The 18,521-nt window shown below is 57.6% G+C and carries 14 protein-coding genes, 1 CRISPR repeat array and 1 other annotated feature; of the genes, 6 read left to right on the top strand and 8 right to left on the bottom strand.

Annotation, left to right across the window (positions count from 1 at the left end; all coding sequences use genetic code 11):
- Nucleotides 1-464 precede the first annotated feature (464 nt).
- A complete protein-coding gene (locus RBT76_13225; GenBank protein MDX9858746.1) occupies nucleotides 465-689 on the top strand; it encodes a hypothetical protein in 225 nt (74 codons plus the stop codon).
- Between the two features lie 225 nt (nucleotides 690-914).
- Nucleotides 915-1,919 (top strand): phosphotransferase, encoded by a 1,005-nt coding sequence (locus RBT76_13220; protein ID MDX9858745.1) that lies wholly within the window; start codon nucleotides 915-917, stop codon nucleotides 1,917-1,919.
- 46 nt (nucleotides 1,920-1,965) lie between these two features.
- On the opposite strand, the gene RBT76_13215 is transcribed toward RBT76_13220, so the two are convergent.
- Nucleotides 1,966-3,084, bottom strand: a complete 1,119-nt coding sequence (locus RBT76_13215; protein ID MDX9858744.1) for a metallophosphoesterase — start codon at nucleotides 3,082-3,084, stop codon at nucleotides 1,966-1,968.
- A 250-nt stretch (nucleotides 3,085-3,334) separates the two neighbouring features.
- On the opposite strand from RBT76_13215, the gene RBT76_13210 reads away from it, so the two are divergent.
- From RBT76_13210 to RBT76_13200, 3 genes are all read left to right on the top strand, one after another.
- Entirely contained in the window at nucleotides 3,335-3,736 is a 402-nt protein-coding gene (locus RBT76_13210; GenBank protein MDX9858743.1) for a hypothetical protein, read from the top strand.
- A gap of 303 nt (nucleotides 3,737-4,039) precedes the next feature.
- The gene (locus RBT76_13205; protein ID MDX9858742.1) at nucleotides 4,040-4,918 is read left to right on the top strand and encodes an ABC transporter ATP-binding protein; all 879 of its coding nucleotides are present in this window, start codon (nucleotides 4,040-4,042) and stop codon (nucleotides 4,916-4,918) included.
- Between the two features lies 1 nt (nucleotide 4,919).
- Nucleotides 4,920-6,512, top strand: a complete 1,593-nt coding sequence (locus RBT76_13200; GenBank protein MDX9858741.1) for a hypothetical protein — start codon at nucleotides 4,920-4,922, stop codon at nucleotides 6,510-6,512.
- A 25-nt stretch (nucleotides 6,513-6,537) separates the two neighbouring features.
- Here the strand turns inward: RBT76_13200 and RBT76_13195 are convergent, their stop codons facing one another.
- The gene (locus tag RBT76_13195; protein ID MDX9858740.1) at nucleotides 6,538-6,858 is read right to left on the bottom strand and encodes an antibiotic biosynthesis monooxygenase family protein; all 321 of its coding nucleotides are present in this window, start codon (nucleotides 6,856-6,858) and stop codon (nucleotides 6,538-6,540) included.
- A 216-nt stretch (nucleotides 6,859-7,074) separates the two neighbouring features.
- Between RBT76_13195 and RBT76_13190 the strand changes: the two genes are divergently transcribed.
- Complete coding sequence (locus RBT76_13190) at nucleotides 7,075-7,941, top strand: MBL fold metallo-hydrolase (GenBank protein MDX9858739.1); 867 nt, start codon at nucleotides 7,075-7,077, stop codon at nucleotides 7,939-7,941.
- A gap of 246 nt (nucleotides 7,942-8,187) precedes the next feature.
- On the opposite strand, the gene RBT76_13185 is transcribed toward RBT76_13190, so the two are convergent.
- The 6 genes from RBT76_13185 to cas7e all read right to left on the bottom strand — a co-directional run bounded on the left by RBT76_13185 (nucleotide 8,188) and on the right by cas7e (nucleotide 18,498).
- Nucleotides 8,188-9,409, bottom strand: a protein-coding gene (locus RBT76_13185) for an IS3 family transposase (GenBank protein MDX9858738.1) whose coding sequence is annotated in 2 segments (ribosomal slippage) — nucleotides 8,188-9,117 and nucleotides 9,119-9,409 — 1,221 coding nt in all. Because the reading frame shifts where the segments join, the coding sequence is not laid out codon by codon here.
- Nucleotides 9,013-9,131 (bottom strand) — a sequence feature (AL1L pseudoknot). (Overlaps the previous gene by 119 nt.)
- Nucleotides 9,410-9,456: 47 nt before the next feature.
- A CRISPR array of direct repeats spans nucleotides 9,457-14,737; the repeat unit is 29 nt; unit sequence CGGTTCATCCCCACACCCGTGGGGAACAC.
- Nucleotides 14,738-14,802: 65 nt separating this feature from the next.
- Nucleotides 14,803-15,126 carry a type I-E CRISPR-associated endoribonuclease Cas2e gene (cas2e, locus tag RBT76_13180; GenBank protein ID MDX9858737.1) on the bottom strand — a complete coding sequence of 108 codons (324 nt, stop codon included), beginning with the start codon at nucleotides 15,124-15,126 and terminating at the stop codon, nucleotides 14,803-14,805.
- On the bottom strand, nucleotides 15,107-16,018 hold the full coding sequence (cas1e, locus tag RBT76_13175; GenBank protein MDX9858736.1) for a type I-E CRISPR-associated endonuclease Cas1e: 912 nt from the start codon (nucleotides 16,016-16,018) through the stop codon (nucleotides 15,107-15,109). The genes cas2e and cas1e overlap by 20 nt, the downstream gene beginning before the upstream one ends.
- A 3-nt stretch (nucleotides 16,019-16,021) precedes the next feature.
- Complete coding sequence (cas6e, locus tag RBT76_13170; protein ID MDX9858735.1) at nucleotides 16,022-16,699, bottom strand: type I-E CRISPR-associated protein Cas6/Cse3/CasE; 678 nt, start codon at nucleotides 16,697-16,699, stop codon at nucleotides 16,022-16,024.
- Nucleotides 16,700-16,702: 3 nt separating this feature from the next.
- Nucleotides 16,703-17,455 (bottom strand): type I-E CRISPR-associated protein Cas5/CasD, encoded by a 753-nt coding sequence (gene cas5e, locus RBT76_13165; GenBank protein ID MDX9858734.1) that lies wholly within the window; start codon nucleotides 17,453-17,455, stop codon nucleotides 16,703-16,705.
- A 2-nt stretch (nucleotides 17,456-17,457) separates the two neighbouring features.
- On the bottom strand, nucleotides 17,458-18,498 hold the full coding sequence (gene cas7e / locus RBT76_13160) for a type I-E CRISPR-associated protein Cas7/Cse4/CasC (protein MDX9858733.1): 1,041 nt from the start codon (nucleotides 18,496-18,498) through the stop codon (nucleotides 17,458-17,460).
- Nucleotides 18,499-18,521: the final 23 nt, after the last annotated feature.

Here is an 18,521-nt window from a genome sequence, read left to right as displayed (position 1 = left end):
ATCGGTGTCAGCGTCAGGGTGTCTCCCTGACGGTCATAGCGGCCGTTGACTGTCCGCGCGTAGTCGGTGCACTCGACCTGTGTGTCCGTTCGATCGCGTCGCAGCCTGATGGTAAATGAGACATTATTGTTCGCAACGCATGCCCCTCCCACTCCAGCGCCTCCCGGAACCCGCCGATCGGATACGCCGTGGCTGCGGGCTCGTCAGGTTTCGGGCAAGTGGCGCACTCCTCATCACTACAGCCTGTCAGGCACAACTAGCCGCGCAACCCCGACACAGTGAGCAGTGCCTTCATGATATCACCCTTCCGGTAAGATGGATTACTGTACAGGAAAATCATGATAAACGAACGCGTCCCTGCTATCCATCAAATCGGATAGATCAACTCGCTTTTCGTGTGCGGAGCCTTGAATAGACCAATAAGATTCCGGTATAATGTCTGGATTCTTTGACGGGAGATCTGTATGACCAAGGCAACCTATCTTACGATAGTAGGGCTTTTAATCCTGGCGCTGGTCCCTGTCGTTCCGAACATACTTAACCTGCGCATCCGCGTGCTGCGGTTTTTGCGATGGAACTCGCTTGCCGACTGGCACGAGCGGCATGTTGCCGGCTTGATTGTCGGCGTACGGATCACACTGGCGATCGTTGGACTAATCGTCCTGACAATCGGTCTGTTGCAGTTCTAAAAGGCGTGGGCGACTCCGGCATCAGTCCAACAGCCATCGTCATAGTACGTCCACCGGGACATCGTCAGAGCGCCTGGGGGGCCGCTTCGCTGCTTTGCGGGTACCGGCCGGGGCAGCCAACGGTCCGTGAAAATCGGACACCGGGTACGGCAACAATGGCCCGCAGAGTTCGTATCTTGAGATCAATAACATAACAGCAGGACAACGCACCATCGGGGACTACCATTGAGACCTGACCAGATCGCCCTCTTTACGGATGCCGTGCGGCTCGACGCCGCCGCTCGCTTCGGCTTGATCCTGAATCCCGAGCAGACCCTCGATGGATTCGAGAACGTCGTGCTCGAGGCCGAGCGTGAGGGCCGACCCTATATCATTCGACTGACTCACCATACGCATCGGGCGGTGAACCAGGTGCACGCTGAGCTGCACTGGATAGACTACCTGTCTACACACGGCGTCTCAGTGTGCCGTCCGGTCCGCTCGAAATCCGGTTCGCTGGTAGAGAACATCCGGACCGAGCACGATGTGTTCCTTGCGGTGGCGTTCGAGAAAGCGCCCGGCGGCCCGGTGAAACGGGAGCACTGGACCGACGCCATGACCCGCAACCGGGGCTCGCTGCTCGGCCGCATTCATCACCTGACAAAACGATATGAGCCGCTTCCCGCCCCCGCGCGAAGATCGCACTGGTACGACGACGATGACTTCATGATGTATCGACAGTACCTCCCGGCCGAGGACCGGGTCGTGGGCGATCGGTTCGAACAACTCCAGGCGTACCTTCGGAAGCTCTCAACCGACCCGGACAGTTACGGCTTGATCCACATGGACGCCCACACCGGGAACATCTTTTTCGACGGCGACCGCCCGACATTGTTTGATTTCGATGACTGCTGTTATGATTTCCTCGTCAGCGACATCGCCATCTCGCTCTTCTATGCCGTGGTCATGTATCCGGATGAAAAGCACAGACGCGAGTTCGCCCGGCACTTTCTTACCACCTTTCTCGATGGGTATCGCGAAGAGAACCGTCTCGACAATCGCTGGCGCGAACTGATACCGTGGATTCTCAAGCGGCGGGAGATGGTGTTGTATGTTGCGATTCACAACGGCTTTGACCCGGAGAATTTCGATGATTGGTGCCGGGCGTACCGCGACCGGCACCGTGAGCGGATTATCAATCAGACGCCCTATCTGGACCTGGACTGGTCGCAGTTTGATCTGGGCCGGTGAGGAGTATCGTCACCGGGGGAGGCGGCGTTGACACCGGCTGCTGCGTTTATTGCTGCGCGGCCGTTGTCTGACATCGACTCCCGTTCGCGCAGATTCGGAACATCGCGGTATCCTCGATCAGCAGCCCCTCCTGACCACCGCGCGACTCGACATCGACATCAATCGCAACAACTTTCCCGTCATGGTACGTTATCAGGCTGTCCTGTTCGGAATGCCCGACTACTACCCGGACGGCGTCGTAAAACGCCAGCACCGAGTCGATCTGGGGAGTCGTCATGGCAGCGTAGCTGTCTTCGAGATCCCGCGTGTATCCCCGGTACCAGAGCGGGCCGAGTCCGCCGTATGCATTTCGCGCCTCCGGCGCGAAATACAGCGCCGCTGCAGAGAAGTCGAGTCCGCTGCGTATCAGACGGTTCATATCATCGATAGACGTCCTGTTGCGGACGTAATCGAGATGAATCCCGCCATGCACGAACAGGGTGCCGTTGATCTTTACGGCCGCGTGTTTCGTGCGCAGCCATCGTCCAAGTGCCATATCAGAACCGAACAGGTCGTCGTAGGCGAACCGATTGCGTCGCGCTATCCCGTCGAGATACCGATCGTTGACATATCGAAGGTCGCCGCGAAGAACCATCAGTTCGTGATTGCCGAGCAGGTAGTGTACGGCGCCGCCTGCCGCGGCAGCCTCCCGTTCCAGCCGGTATATCAGCCACAGACACTCGGTGACCGCTTCGCCCCGGTCGAACACGTCGCCGTTGATTACGAGATGACCATCCCCCCATCTCCAGTTCAGCGAACTGTCCACGATGCCCGCCGTGATGAGAATCCCGGCGAAACTGCCATAGTCACCGTGCAGGTCGCTGACCGCGAATATCCGCCGCACGCCGCTGAATTCGCACGGGCCGGGCGCACCGAGACGGGTAGAGACGACGTACTGCCGCTCGGTATCAGTGCAAAAACCGGTGAAGGCTATCGAGTCCTGCCCGGTGAATTCCCTGCTGACGACTGAGTCGTTGCAGTAGTAGAAAACGACTGCCGAGGTATCGTCGGCCCAGTACACATGCGGCCCGTCATCGGTGCTGACCGATTGGGCGGTCGCGCCCGAATCGCCGTGGGGCTGTGCGAGGACGCCTGCAGCACTAATGAAGCATAGTGATACCAGCAAGACAGCTACCCGCTTATCTGATTTCCGACATGACGATCCAGACACGGAGACTCCTTATCCTGCAACAATCCGGGAGGTGTTTGCTCCAACATACGTGGAAGCACTGGTTCGAGCAATAGCTTCAAGAGCCGACCGCCGGTTCATCCCGGCGCAATCCGTGTTGACAGGAACCGCCGAACGTGGTATCCTGTATATGGAACGCGCCTCAGGGGAAAGTCACCAATCCTGAAACTGGCGGTGGGAGGTCCCTATGCTTCGGGCTGTACCTGTATTTCTGTGCACACTGATATTCGTTCTTACGGTTGCATGCAGTGATGATGATTCCTCCGTCAACAGCACCCTGTATTCGCCTGTTGTCGGCTCGTGGCTGGTCGATTCCGCGTCGTCCAATGGGGTAGTCTATGCGGTCGATGCCGACACGTTCACGTATCGCTCCGATCGCACCGGCAGCTACCGCTCGGTGATCGGCTGGGGTGCCTGCGACTTCATCTACTCCATCCGAGGTGACTCGCTGCTGGTGCATATCACGAGTGGACAGGGCGCCGGTTCGAACCTCAGCTACGACTTTGAATTGAGCGGTACTCATCTGGTTCGGAGATACCTGGACGGTGCGGTGGTGCGCATCACTTTTATGACCCGCCGCGACCGCTGATCAATCCAACAAAACGCATTCTCACGGCATCGGTATTCGAATCAGCGAGTAGATCCGGGAGGTTCTTTGTATGGCCCGAAGCCTGAAGGCACCGCACAATCGACCTCATTGCAACGTGACCTGACGTTCACTTTGATTTTAAGATACGCGGGTACGCACGGAGGCGGCATAACGCCCTTGCTCTCACCGGATTCACTGCTTCCTTCTTTTACATTGCTCCTGCGCCATTGACTGCAACATTCTCGTCCGGCAGCGGTCTAATAACCACCAACAACCGACACCCCATTCCCGGGAGGAATTCAGGTGCGTCTCTCGATAACCGATTTGGGCAAGCGGTATGCCCGTGACTTCTGGGGCCTGCAGGACTTCACGCTCGAGATCGACTCCGGCGTGGTGGGCATTCTCGGGCCAAACGGCGCCGGCAAGTCTACCCTGTTCCGTATTCTCGCCACCGTCAGCCGGCCGACCACCGGAACGGTGCTGTGGGAGGATGTGGACATTCGTGTTCGCCCGGACCACTTCCGTGCCCGACTCGGTTACCTCCCCCAGGACTTCGGCATCTACCCACACCTCACCGCCGTGGAATTTCTCACCTACCTCGGGGCGGCACGAGGGATTGTCGGACGCGACTCCCGGCGGCGTATCTCGCACCTGCTGGATTTGGTCAACTTGAGCGAGGCCCGTCACCGGAAGCTCGGCTCCATGTCGGGCGGCATGAAGCAGCGCGTCGGTATCGCACAAGCCCTCCTCAATGATCCGCAGTTGCTCATTGTCGACGAGCCCACCGCCGGGCTGGATCCCGAAGAACGCATCCGCTTCCGCAACCTTCTCGGGGAGCTGGCCGGCAACCGGGTAGTGCTTCTTTCGTCACACATCGTCTCGGATATCGAGGCGGTTGCTTCGACCGTGGCGGTCGTTGCGCGCGGCAGGCTCCTGTGCTGTCTCACCCCCCGCGAAATGCTGGCTCGTGTCGAGAGCAAGGTGCGTGAGTGGGAAACCGATCGACAAACATTCGAGCAGCAAAGTCCCGAATTCATCGTCAGTTCGGTACTCCACGACAACGGCCGGGTGCGGGCGCGTGTAATCGGCGGCCCCGATGATCTCCCTTCCGCCCGGCCCGTCACGCCGTCGCTCGAAGACGCCTACCTGTACTGCCTCGACGAACAAAAGCAGAAGCAGTGATATGAACCATACCAGCATCCTCTGGCAGTTGGCGCTGGCCGACTTTCGGGAGCGCACCCGACGCTACAGCTACCTGCTCACGCTCATGGTCGGGCTTTATCTCGGCTATCTGGTGCTCATCGGACAATACTCGTACCACTTCGGGCCGTTCCACCCCGTGTACACATCAAGCTGGGTCGGGGCTACGGTCGCGCTCGCCGGCGCCCTCATTTTCTCGTTTGTCGGTTTTTACATCGTACGGACCTCGATCAGCCGCGACCGCGAAACCCGAGTCGGAGAAATTCTCGCCGCCACCCGCCTCTCGAACGGCCTGTACCTGCTCGCTAAGTTTGTCAGCAATCTGCTGGTGTTGTGGTCGATGGTCGCTGCGCTGGCCGTGGCCGGTTACTGTGGCATGTTGCTCACCATACCCTGGCATCAAATCCACCTGCTGCCCTTCCTGATCCCGTTCGTCGGCTTCCCCATGATTACGACCATCTTCGTCGCCGGCGCCGCCGTTCTCTTCGATACCGTTCGTTTCCTGCGCGGCGCCGTCGGCAACGTGCTCTTTTTCGTTGTCGCCCAGTTTCTGCTCGCCTCCGGCCTGATCGGTATCCCCGCCCTTGATCTCGGCGGTATCGCCGTATTCGAATCCAGTGTGAAAGAAACGATCGCGGCTCACTACCCCGGCCGGGACATTCCCATGTCGGTCGGCTTTATCTATGGGATGAAAGAAACCGCATACGCCGCCACCGGCATGTTCGAGTGGAGCGGCTTTGATTGGAACTTGACACTGATCACCTATCGGCTGCTCTGGCCCGCCGCTGCTCTGATAATGTTGATCCTGTCGCTGGCAGCCTTTGACCGATTCACCCACAGCCCGCGACCGGCGCGCGGCAGGATACGTCGATCACATCGTTCCGATCCCGTTTCCGATCACGATCCGGCCCCGGCGTTTCATCCCTCGTTTTCCTTCAGCGCCATACCTGAAGTCCGACCCTCGTTTGCCCTTGTTCCACTCATCCGTTCCGAGCTCCTGCTCGGACTGAAAGAACTGCCCTGGATATGGTTGCTGATCGGCCTGGCGCTGCTCGTGGCCGAATCGGTCGTCCCGTACCAAATCGCACGACATTACCTGCTGCCTGCCGCCATGATGTGGCCGCTGGTTTTTTGGTCCAATCTCGGTACTCGCGAATCTCGCTACCATACCGGCTCGCTCTTGTTCAGCTCGGCCGGGGTACACACGCGTCAGTTTGTCGCGCAACTCGCCGGCGGTATTGTGGTTGCCCTGATAATGACCACCCCCATGCTGGTTCGCGCCGCTGCCGCAGCCGACGTGTCATACGTTCTGCTGCTACTGGTGTCAGCCGCCATGATTCCATCGGTGGCGTATGCGCTGGGGAATGTCAGTGGAAGTCGTAAGTTATTCGAGGTGATCTATCCGATGATCTGGTACGGCGGATCCATAGACAAGATGACAGCGATCGACCTGCTCGGGACGACCGCCGACTCGACCGGCCCCGGCCGAATCACTACCTTTCTCGCACTGACGGCGGCCGCCATCACCACCGCCGCTTTTGTCCGGCGCCGTCGCGCACAGATGCAGGATCGGTGATAACGTCTCGGAGATCAGATCCCCATTACAGTGGCTCAAACCGGCCGATATGCGTTTCCTCGGTCGTGAAGCGCTCGCAGTGACGGTCGATTGATTCGAACTCAGCGGCTTTCTGCGTGCGGAACGTCTCGAAAGCCTCCCGCGATTCCCATCGGTCGATCGTGACAAATCGACGCGGATTTTCTCGGTCGCGCATCAGCTCGGTGCCGAGATAGCCGATCGCGCCCCGAAACAGCTTCACCCAGGCGCCGTCGGGCCCGTACTCGCGGACAAATTCCGTTATGCACCCCTCGCGCACGAGGTAGGTCCAGATGTAGATGTAGTGACCCTGCAAGGGAAACCTCATTGTGTCCAGATTCACACCATACCGGGCGGTCAGCCCTTTTCCGAGCGCATCGAGGCCTTTCGGCCAGAGAATCGATACCCGGTCACAGCATGAGGCCGGGCGGCGCGACCGCCTACAACAAAATGTATCTCCGGGCCGTCATTATTCGTACAATATCGCGAGGCCCGTATCAAAGACGGATTCGTCCACAGGCGTTTTATCCGGGAGCAACGCTGTATGGTCTATCGACTGCTCATTCTGCTTGTTTCCTCACAGATTCTAGGCTGCAGTTCCGAAAACGAACAGCCCAAACTCGCGGTCACTTACATCGCCAACTGCGGCTATCTGATCGAAACCGAGCACAAGGCGGTCATTATCGACGGTTTTCTGGCCCCGCTGGAGCGTGACTACTACTTCAAACCAACCGACAGTGTCGCCAATCTGATGCGCACCGCGCAGCCGCCGTTTGACCGGATCGACCTCGCCCTGTTCACGCACGTGCATGACGACCATTTCAATGCCGATGTCACCGCGCAACATCTATTCAACAATCCGCGGGCGAATGTAGTCGGCCCGCCGCAAATCGATTCGGCCATGAGCCTGACTGAGCAGTATCGAGAGATTCGTGATCGAGTTCATGTCGTCGCGGCGCCGGGCGATTCAGTTGAGACGTTATACCTCAACGGCATCACGGTGGAGGTGTTCCCCTCAAAACACTCTTCATATGTCGACGAAGACACCGTCACCGGTGAGAAGTTCGACCGCCATGCCGGTATCGGACACTTGGAGTATTTCGTGACGATGGACGGTCGGACGTTGTATCACAGCGGCGATGCTGGTTTGATGGATTTCGAGCGCTACCAATCGTTTGGATTCGGCGACACGACTGTTGATATGGCCTTTGTCGACTGGTGGGATGAGCGTCCGCAAATCACCTTCACACAGAAGCTGATCCACGATGTCATCCGGCCGGACCGGATCTTCATGATCCACATGTCGCCGAGCCGCCCGCCGCAGGGCTGCCCCGACACGCAGACGTTTGTGGCCCCTGAGGTTTACTTGCCGGAATCACTGATGCAGCGTTGGGACTTTAGCGGTCCATGACATTCGTTCCTTTGTCCAAACTGGGCTTTCGAGGCTTACGTGCCGTTTCGACAAGAGACACTCATACGAACGACTGGTGTGTACACAAGATCCCTTTTCTATACGGAGTCGTCCAGAGACTCGCCAGTGGTTTGGCAGGGGAAGTGCGGGAATGACATTCTCGGTCGGTTTGAGTGGAACTCAGGTCACAAGCCCAACATGGTAACCTGAACCGCCCCGGTTATACCGGAGAGTGTTTTGGTAGAGTCAGGCCACGTGGACCTGTGTCTTCTGAGTGCTATAATATACCTCTTCGAACCCGGCCGGGGGAACGTTTCCAATCGGCTCCAGCAATCGCTGATTGTTGAACCAGTCGACCCACTCCAGGGTCGCGAACTCCACTGCTTCAAAATGCTTCCACGGCCCGCGCCGATGAGTTATCTCGGTCTTGTACAGCCCGATCACTGATTCCGCCAAGGCGTTGTCGTAGGAATCGCCCACCGAACCCACTGAGGGTTCAATACCAACTTCAGCCAGGCGCTCCGTGTAACGAAGCGACAGATACTGCACCCCACGATCGCTGTGATGCACCAACTGCCGCGTATCCGGCCGCGCCCACAGGGCCTGCTCCAGCGCGTCCAGGGCCAGATCGGTGCGCGGGGAGCGCGATGCTCGCCAGCCCACGATCATGCGTGAGAACACATCGATCACGAAGGCCACATAGACGAACCCCTGCCAGGTCGTCACGTACGTCAGATCCGAGACCCACAGCTGGTTCGGACGCGACGCACTGAACTCCCGACACACCAGGTCCGAAGGCCGTGCCCCGGTGTCATCGGCGATCGTGGTCCTGGCCTTCCGACCCCGAACCGCTCCGGATAAGCCTGAAGCCCGCATCAACCGCTCTACCGTGCACCGGGCCACCGGTATACCCTCACGGTTCAACTGCCGCCACACCTTACGGGCTCCGTACACCTGGAAGTTCTCCTCCCAGACCCGGCTGATCTCCGGCCGCAATGCCGCGTCCCGCTTGGATCGGTTTGATAAGCGATCAGGATTCGCCTGCTGTGCCTTCCGATCGTAATACGTCGACGGGGCGATCGACAACAGCGCGCAGATCGGCTCGACCCCATGAGTCGGCTTATGCTCGTCGATGAACGACACCATCACTTCGGTTTGCGGTCGAGCTCCGCCTGGGGGAAAAAAAAGCCGACGCTTTGCGTAGAATCTCATTCGCCCGCTTAAGCTCACGATTTTCTCGCTCCAATTGCTTCAGCCGCTCACGCTCGGATGTGGTCAACCCCGGACGGTGACCCGCGTCCCGCTGCGCCTGAACAACCCACTTCCGCAGAGTCTCCGCAGAGCACCCAATCTTCTGCGCTATCGACTGGATCGCCGCCCACTGAGAACCATACTCCTCGAGATGCTCCTCGACCATCCGCACGGCCCGTTGACGGACCTCCGGTGAATACCTGCTTGGTTTTGCCATGACAGTAATCTCTCACATAATCCTGTCTCCGGCAACCCGGGGCGGTTCAGTTCATCCCCACACCCGTGGGGAACACGAGCATCATCCCCCCGTTCCAGACCTCTTCGAACGGTTCATCCCCACACCCGTGGGGAACACACGGCCCTCGAAGTCACAACCCGGATAGTTACAGGTTCATCCCCACACCCGTGGGGAACACCCATGTTAGGGTTTGGGTCAAATCCTTCACCCCGGTTCATCCCCACACCCGTGGGGAACACTGTCGAAGGTCTCGTCGAAAAACAAGCGAAATCGGTTCATCCCCACACCCGTGGGGAACACTGATCTACAAACAGCCCTTTATGCCAGATTATCGGTTCATCCCCACACCCGTGGGGAACACATCTGAATCGGTCGGGTCTGTGGGATGAACGACGGTTCATCCCCACACCCGTGGGGAACACCGCACACTCACGGCGAAGCAACTGGCCGCTGGCGGTTCATCCCCACACCCGTGGGGAACACACGAGGTGGACCAATGGCAGCGAAAAAAAGCACGGTTCATCCCCACACCCGTGGGGAACACGCATCAAAGGCGACGCGTTTGTTTTGTGCGAGCGGTTCATCCCCACACCCGTGGGGAACACGAGCCATAGCAGATTCATACAAAATATCTCCACGGTTCATCCCCACACCCGTGGGGAACACGACGCACGGCGACGGTCTGGCGATTGACGTTGCGGTTCATCCCCACACCCGTGGGGAACACAGCGACCTAACGTAGTCGATGAACGGCTCTATCGGTTCATCCCCACACCCGTGGGGAACACGCTATCGCGCACGCAGGTGAGCAGTAGATGTTCGGTTCATCCCCACACCCGTGGGGAACACTTTGATCGGCGCGAACAAAGCTATCACTGATGCGGTTCATCCCCACACCCGTGGGGAACACCCGACATACGAGTATATGTCAAACGATGGAGACGGTTCATCCCCACACCCGTGGGGAACACCGCCGCCAAACCGTAAAACGAAACGGCGTAATCGGTTCATCCCCACACCCGTGGGGAACACACATACTGCGCACGTTTGGAGAGGCGTTTGAACGGTTCATCCCCACACCCGTGGGGAACACTTTGGGTTCTAACGACATAACGTCTATCCCTACGGTTCATCCCCACACCCGTGGGGAACACGGGATTATGATGATGGTCGAGGCACACGACGACGGTTCATCCCCACACCCGTGGGGAACACTACTTGCGCGTCTGCACGATATGAGTCGCGGCCGGTTCATCCCCACACCCGTGGGGAACACATCCCCGCGTCCGTAAAGACGGGCTTCAGGAACGGTTCATCCCCACACCCGTGGGGAACACGTGATCCAGAATCGACCGTTCGAGTAGTCTACCGGTTCATCCCCACACCCGTGGGGAACACAGTAGCGGCCAGGTCAAAGGCGTTTGCCCAGTCGGTTCATCCCCACACCCGTGGGGAACACATGTTGCGCCACTACACGATCTTCCCCCACGCCGGTTCATCCCCACACCCGTGGGGAACACATACGCTTTTGGAGAAGATAAAGGAGGACTGCCGGTTCATCCCCACACCCGTGGGGAACACTGCGCCGTTACCGCGCCCTGTGGGTCGAGCGTCGGTTCATCCCCACACCCGTGGGGAACACTTAGAAAACCTGCTCGACGGGTGGGGTTGTTTTCGGTTCATCCCCACACCCGTGGGGAACACAGCTTTGAAAATTGCTTTGAACATTACAACGCCGGTTCATCCCCACACCCGTGGGGAACACATACTGTCACGAGTTCGGTTTTCATGGTTCACCGGTTCATCCCCACACCCGTGGGGAACACCACGGAGAACGTGATCGCTGCACACGAAAAGGCGGTTCATCCCCACACCCGTGGGGAACACGGCAACCTTAAATGCCCGCCGATCACAGACATCGGTTCATCCCCACACCCGTGGGGAACACGAAGTCATGCGAGTCATTCATGCGCTTTTCTCCGGTTCATCCCCACACCCGTGGGGAACACATTCGCTCTGCGGATTCCTGGTGTTCAACGGCCGGTTCATCCCCACACCCGTGGGGAACACATCAGGGCATGTGTACCCAAATCCGCCATTTACGGTTCATCCCCACACCCGTGGGGAACACCAATACCAGTCGGCAACACACGCCAAGCGGGACGGTTCATCCCCACACCCGTGGGGAACACATCGGTTAAGTAGCTCATACCCGACCCAGCGTCGGTTCATCCCCACACCCGTGGGGAACACAAGTATTTGCCGAACGCGGCATCAACCTTCTCCGGTTCATCCCCACACCCGTGGGGAACACGAACATATTTCTCAGCCATTGTCCGCCTCCTCCGGTTCATCCCCACACCCGTGGGGAACACCACGGCGCAACCGTACATGAAACCAGTAATCCCGGTTCATCCCCACACCCGTGGGGAACACAACTGCCGTTGCTGGTCGATCTCCTCCGGGTGCGGTTCATCCCCACACCCGTGGGGAACACGAATTCATGCGAGTCATTCATTCGCTTTTTTCCGGTTCATCCCCACACCCGTGGGGAACACACCAGTTACGGTATTTACGGGCATGGGACCAACGGTTCATCCCCACACCCGTGGGGAACACTCAATGCGGCCGAAAACGTCTATCTCGAATTCCGGTTCATCCCCACACCCGTGGGGAACACGTTGGCGGGCTGATCTCGGAACAACTGGACAACGGTTCATCCCCACACCCGTGGGGAACACTTGTGGATTGGCCTCCTGATTGCGGGGGTCTTCGGTTCATCCCCACACCCGTGGGGAACACGTTGCAGGAATGGCCGCAGAGACGTGGCACCCCGGTTCATCCCCACACCCGTGGGGAACACGTTGTCTTGCTTCAGACAATCGCACAGTATGTCGGTTCATCCCCACACCCGTGGGGAACACCCCGACCAATCCGGACACCCTGAGTTTCACCGACGGTTCATCCCCACACCCGTGGGGAACACTCCGGATGCGGCCCGACAGTCTCGAAGATTGTCGGTTCATCCCCACACCCGTGGGGAACACGCTATCGCGCACGCAGGTGAGCAGTAGATGTTCGGTTCATCCCCACACCCGTGGGGAACACGTCTCCTGCTCCAACTGGACCTCTTCTAAGGTCGGTTCATCCCCACACCCGTGGGGAACACGAGCCGGAGGCCAGTGACCCGTTTGCTGAACTCGGTTCATCCCCACACCCGTGGGGAACACCCTCTGACTCCCCATCCTTGGAGACATGGAGCCGGTTCATCCCCACACCCGTGGGGAACACGGAGGCGACCGCCTCGGTGTCGCCCTTGTATTTCGGTTCATCCCCACACCCGTGGGGAACACTTAAAGTACTCCGGGTCCGTGACCTCGAATCTCGGTTCATCCCCACACCCGTGGGGAACACGGGTTGAGATTCTGCGGGCTCATGCATCAATACGGTTCATCCCCACACCCGTGGGGAACACCGGCGCCGGCGGCGATCACCTCGTTATTAGCCACGGTTCATCCCCACACCCGTGGGGAACACAGGATGTCGACCTCGAGAATCGCGTGATGATCCGGTTCATCCCCACACCCGTGGGGAACACGTAGGTGCACTCTGTCTGACGGCTGCGTTGGCCGGTTCATCCCCACACCCGTGGGGAACACCATACCCTCTGACTCAATTAGCTTGTAGAAGGCGGTTCATCCCCACACCCGTGGGGAACACAACTGGGGACAATCGAAATATCTCTGGCAACCCGGTTCATCCCCACACCCGTGGGGAACACGTTAGAAACGTTTCCTGTTTTGGTTCCGTAACCGGTTCATCCCCACACCCGTGGGGAACACTCGATTGTGCCTTGGCGAACACGTCTACTAAGCGGTTCATCCCCACACCCGTGGGGAACACTTCCCGGTGTCGTTTTCCATTTTTCCACCATTCGGTTCATCCCCACACCCGTGGGGAACACGGGATGTGTGTTTGCTGAACAATATCACATAACGGTTCATCCCCACACCCGTGGGGAACACTGCTTCCTTGTCCGTCAAAAACAACGGACTATCGGTTCATCCCCACACCCGTGGGGAACACTTTGCAGAATATTGTTTAGTTCCTTTTTCAACCGGTTCATCCCCACACCCGTGGGGAACACGTGCAGCTGGCCCCGATGACAAACCAGAATGACGGTTCATCCCCACACCCGTGGGGAACACTTCCCGGTGTAACTTCCCATTTATCCACCATTCGGTTCATCCCCACACCCGTGGGGAACACGACAAGGGGGATATCTTATTATCGGATAAAGACGGTTCATCCCCACACCCGTGGGGAACACAGCTGACTGGTATCGACGACAGGCGACGATTGCGGTTCATCCCCACACCCGTGGGGAACACCCCTTTCTGTACCAAAAAACGGTGCCATCTGCCGGTTCATCCCCACACCCGTGGGGAACACGTCCAAGCATACGGGGCAAGTGCAATTGACGACGGTTCATCCCCACACCCGTGGGGAACACTTGATCTCGTCGGCGAGAACCTCTGCCTCCTCCGGTTCATCCCCACACCCGTGGGGAACACGATTGCAGCTTGAGCGCCTGAATAAAGCTCGACGGTTCATCCCCACACCCGTGGGGAACACGAGGGAAGGCTTCGCGATGCCTTAGCGCTACCCGGTTCATCCCCACACCCGTGGGGAACACTGGTGCGAGGGCGATAATCCCGGGTCGGGATACGGTTCATCCCCACACCCGTGGGGAACACTTGAGATAATAAAGGCCCTAGATTATTAGGGCCGGTTCATCCCCACACCCGTGGGGAACACAATCCCAATTTTCTCGGCCCATTCTTCATTTACGGTTCATCCCCACACCCGTGGGGAACACTACAAAATTGTACAAAACATTGATGCTTTCAACGGTTCATCCCCACACCCGTGGGGAACACTACAAAATTGTACAAAACATTGATGCTTTCAACGGTTCATCCCCACACCCGTGGGGAACACGTCGATTTCATGTTGCTCTCAGTCTACTGCCCCTGGTTCATCCCCACACCCGTGGGGAACACGCTACCAGTTGCTTGTCGGCGAGGTCCTGGCGCGGTTCATCCCCACACCCGTGGGGAACACTCCCGGATCGGCTGTCCGTCTATGACGACCGTCGGTTCATCCCCACACCCGTGGGGAACACTATACGGATGCCACTAAAGGTACGTGGTATGGCGGTTCATCCCCACACCCGTGGGGAACACTCAGGACTCACTATTTTTCCAACAGCAGGAGCCGGTTCATCCCCACACCCGTGGGGAACACACTAATCCATAAGCCATTACTAATGCGAGCGTTACGATTGCTGGCAGAGTTGTACCAACTGCCTGCTATTCACCAATTCCATCGCCGTCGTCCTCCAGATTGTCCTCCGTATCTGGGGGAAGAAATGACACCAACCTAATACCGTCAAAGTCAACCGGAATGCGACGATTCTTACCGTAGGTGGCAATATCGTATCCGCTCTCCGTGTTGGTCTTCCAGATCATTGCGGCGTTTCCTTCCTCGCACCCCTGCATCACCTGATCCCAGATCATCTCGCGCACTCTGCGGGATAGATTAGCTACGTATAACCCTGCACGTACTTCCACCATCCAGATCGCCAGCCTTCCGCGAAGCCTCGGGGGGACATTTTCAACCGCGATGACCAGGATCGCCAATTCCAGTATCCTCCTCAAAAGCGGGCGGTTGGCTATCGTCGGGAGCCTGAGGAACCGGTATCCCCCCGGCTGCGAGGATTGTCTCGATATCAGGAATGATCCGGAGTAGCAGCCGGGTTTCTCGGAACATGTCTCGACAAGCGACTCGCACAGCACTCTCCGGTGCACTCGGCTCCTTAGCGGCGATGCTGAATGCCAGAGGGACAACCGTATCGAACTTGTATATGTCTGCCACATCGTACACAAACGACAGCGGCTTCCCAGTGTGGATGAAGCCGATAGCCGGAGCATAACCAGCCGCCAGCACGGCCGCTTCGGTTACTCCATAAAGGCTTGCTGTCGCGCTACTTACACAGCGATTCACAAGGTTCGACGCTGACCAGTTCTTGGGATCGTATCGACGTCTGTCCCAACTGATTCGGTATTTCCTTGCCAACTGCTCGTAGATTCTCCTGACACGTGCCCCCTCCAGACCACGAAGTTGGACGAGGCTGCGCCTCTGAGGTGGTGGTTCACCCCATCGCATTTCAAGCATTTTCCTGGCGACTCTGAGTCGGGCTGATTCATCGAGAGCTAACGCAGCCTGATGCAATAGCCTGTCCGACCTTGCTCCCCCGGGCTGGCCAGCTGCATAGACCCTCACTCCACCGTCACCAATCCACAGAAGCAAGGTTCCCACTCGTGCCGCAGCCATTACTGCTCGGTGGGATATGCGCGTACCGGTTTCCAGCATGAGACATGCAATGGAGCCGATGGGCAGGTGTGTTCTCACACCGTTCTTATCAATGACGACCACTGACCCGTCGAGCAAGTCGATTCGACCCTTCTCCACATGTACAACTGAGACTCGCTCCTTAACGGGAATAGGCTTTAGTCGGGGTAACATCGATCACACCGGCTTAATAAGCAGCAACCCGCATCCGAAAGCCTTCGAAGGGCCTATTCCAGAATGTAATGTCGACAGAAAGGGAGTGGGGTCAGTAATGGTCAGAAGACCTCTCATGTCTAATGTAGAGTATTCCACTAGCTTGTTAGCGGGCTGGCCTTTCCTTGCCACGTGCTTCACATATGCATCGGCCCGGAAACGGCTGCCGTCGAGTATGAAGCCGCCGTCCACTGATCGTCTCTCAAGCCACGCTCGACCGCTTTCCTGGATGATCTGGCGGTCCGGTATTGTTTTGTCGTCGTGGCGGAGTTTCCACTTCGTGTCCATGACCACATCGTGCCGAACCTGATGGTTGTTATCATCCCGCCTTTTCACCACCGGATTGACACGAATCGAGAAAAGGAATCGCTGTCCCGACCGGAGATTTGGGCTGTAGGATTTTGTCTCGACAATCCATCCGGGCCGCTCGGCCTGGGGCAGGCGACCTGACAGCACGTAGTAGATTAATCGGTCCGGTCGTATCTCCTGTCGGAAGAGAAAGTCACGCGTCGCATCCGGCGAACCGGGAAACAGCTCCCAGAGGAGCTGGTGCTCTTTGTACTTATCAGTTAAGATGGTCTCTATCAGTCCTGCGGCACCAGGACCCGTGAAAGGCACCGTTATTCGACTGAAGTACTTCATGCCTCAATCCTCCTGTTTAGACTCGATCGTACCGGCGTACTCGCTTCTTAGCCCAAACTGCCAACGACTGCGTGAAAGAAGTAGATCGTATCTAGTGGCTTCCCAGGAGACCGGTATCTCTGCATCTTCGCCGGTTAATTCTTCCCAGTAGACCTCAAACACACGATCGTCGATGGTTTCCGGAACGATGATTTGGTCTGGGCGATATGCCCGGAGTGCTCCGAGTAATGAATGACTACCGATGATGGAAGGAGACATTGGAAGTGCAAGAGGACACGACTTTCGTCCAAGAAACACCACGAAGGTCGGTCGCTGTAGAGCGTCCGAGATATCCCCAAGGCTGATGAAGGCATCAGCACTACGTTGCCAAAGGGCAACCACGTAGGCTTCGTCCATTCGATATTCCCGATCAGAGAGGATCGTGTTGGGTCTTCCGGCCAGCAGTTCGTCGCGACGTGAACGCACCCACGGCAGCATCTCTCCCCTCTTCTCGACATTACCTCGGATAGGTGTCTGAACCGTGTGATAATCTCGCAGAGTCTCCCCCTTTCGAACGACCCAACAGGCGTAGCCGAGAACTAGGTGGAGTTGCCTGTGCAGTTCTTCAGCGTCTCTGGTTACACCAAGTGCGGAAGCTATCAATCCCAAGACCGCCGTCTTTGTGGGATGGGACAGTGTGCTGCGGATTTCTCCCACGGCTACTTCTCCCCAACTGGCCAAGGGGGAATACAGTTGAAATACCAGGAAATCCCTCATTCTCACATCTCCGCAGCGAAACGTGACAGTTCCTCTAGTTTTCCTTCACCGGTAACTGCGTTAACGGTCTTTCGCCTGTCGGCGCAGGGTCCGTAGACGCTGTCCATATTGTTCATGGTCGTTTCGAGGCTCTGTATTGAGTTAGTCAGAATGTCATCTCCATCGATGGGCTTGAGAAACGCAACCGAAAGAGAACGCGGCTGTTGGTTCCCCTTTTCGGCAACAATGTAAGATGCCCGAGCTCGTGAGGCGAAGCTGGCTTGTTTGCCGGTTGGGCCGACAGTTGATGCACACTCCAACAGTGCCTCAATCGTTCTTGATGCAAGTCCAATATCCCCGCGGAGATTGCTAACCAGAAGTTCTCGGTCGATACACAAGTACTGATAGAATAGGCCGGCAGCAAACTCGGTCTCTCCGATATGAGCTGCACCGCCATCCTCACGACCGATATTGAGGTCATCGACTGCAGTGAAGTAGTCGTCCTCCACGGTGACTCGATGGGTCGTCACGGCATGCGCTACCTGGGCAGCCGCATCGACGTTGTTGGCCACATGTTCGGCCATCATACGACCGAAAAGAGCTATGTCAGAGGCTTTCACCTCCGGACTTCGTAGTGACTCCAGTTCTTCATCCTTGGGCATCCGCTTCTCGTTGCAAAGTGTCATCATCAGCCTGTCAACAGCCGACCATTCATCAGGCCCTATGTGAGCCAACTGGCTGATCATCAGACTGTCCTTTTCAACTTTGCCAAACTGCTCCGCTATTGCCCGTGCCCACTTGGTTGCATCACCATCGCTCACCTTGTTCTCCTTGAGTTTATCTGCGACATACAACCCCAAGCGTTTGGTCCGTGTACCGCTGTGCTTATCCAGCGATGCCCTGAAGACATCTGACGTTCGCCAAGCCCTTTTCAGGCTCTGGGAAGATATGCGGAGTCTGAGGCAACCACCCATAACAGCTGTCTTGGGCCTGCCACGGTCATCCCGGTTTAGGTTCGCCGGGGGATACGAAGTAAGCAAGTGCAATTGAAGGAACCGTTCCATTGTACTAATCCTCATGTGATTAT

The organism is Candidatus Zixiibacteriota bacterium (assembly GCA_034003725.1).
GTDB lineage: Bacteria > Zixibacteria > MSB-5A5 > GN15 > FEB-12 > WJMS01.
This window is presented reverse-complemented; position numbering and strand designations above follow the sequence as displayed.

Excerpts from the sequence above, each read along its gene's own strand:
- RBT76_13225 (MDX9858746.1), top strand. The coding sequence starts at position 465 with ATGACCAAGGCAACCTATCTTACGATAGTAGGGCTTTTAATCCTGGCG.
- RBT76_13210 (MDX9858743.1), top strand. The coding sequence starts at position 3,335 with ATGCTTCGGGCTGTACCTGTATTTCTGTGCACACTGATATTCGTTCTT.
- RBT76_13200 (MDX9858741.1), top strand. The coding sequence starts at position 4,920 with ATGAACCATACCAGCATCCTCTGGCAGTTGGCGCTGGCCGACTTTCGG.
- RBT76_13195 (MDX9858740.1), bottom strand. The coding sequence starts at position 6,858 with ATGAGGTTTCCCTTGCAGGGTCACTACATCTACATCTGGACCTACCTC.
- RBT76_13190 (MDX9858739.1), top strand. The coding sequence starts at position 7,075 with ATGGTCTATCGACTGCTCATTCTGCTTGTTTCCTCACAGATTCTAGGC.
- cas1e (MDX9858736.1), bottom strand. The coding sequence starts at position 16,018 with ATGTTACCCCGACTAAAGCCTATTCCCGTTAAGGAGCGAGTCTCAGTT.
- cas6e (MDX9858735.1), bottom strand. The coding sequence starts at position 16,699 with ATGAAGTACTTCAGTCGAATAACGGTGCCTTTCACGGGTCCTGGTGCC.
- cas5e (MDX9858734.1), bottom strand. The coding sequence starts at position 17,455 with ATGAGGGATTTCCTGGTATTTCAACTGTATTCCCCCTTGGCCAGTTGG.
- cas7e (MDX9858733.1), bottom strand. The coding sequence starts at position 18,498 with ATGGAACGGTTCCTTCAATTGCACTTGCTTACTTCGTATCCCCCGGCG.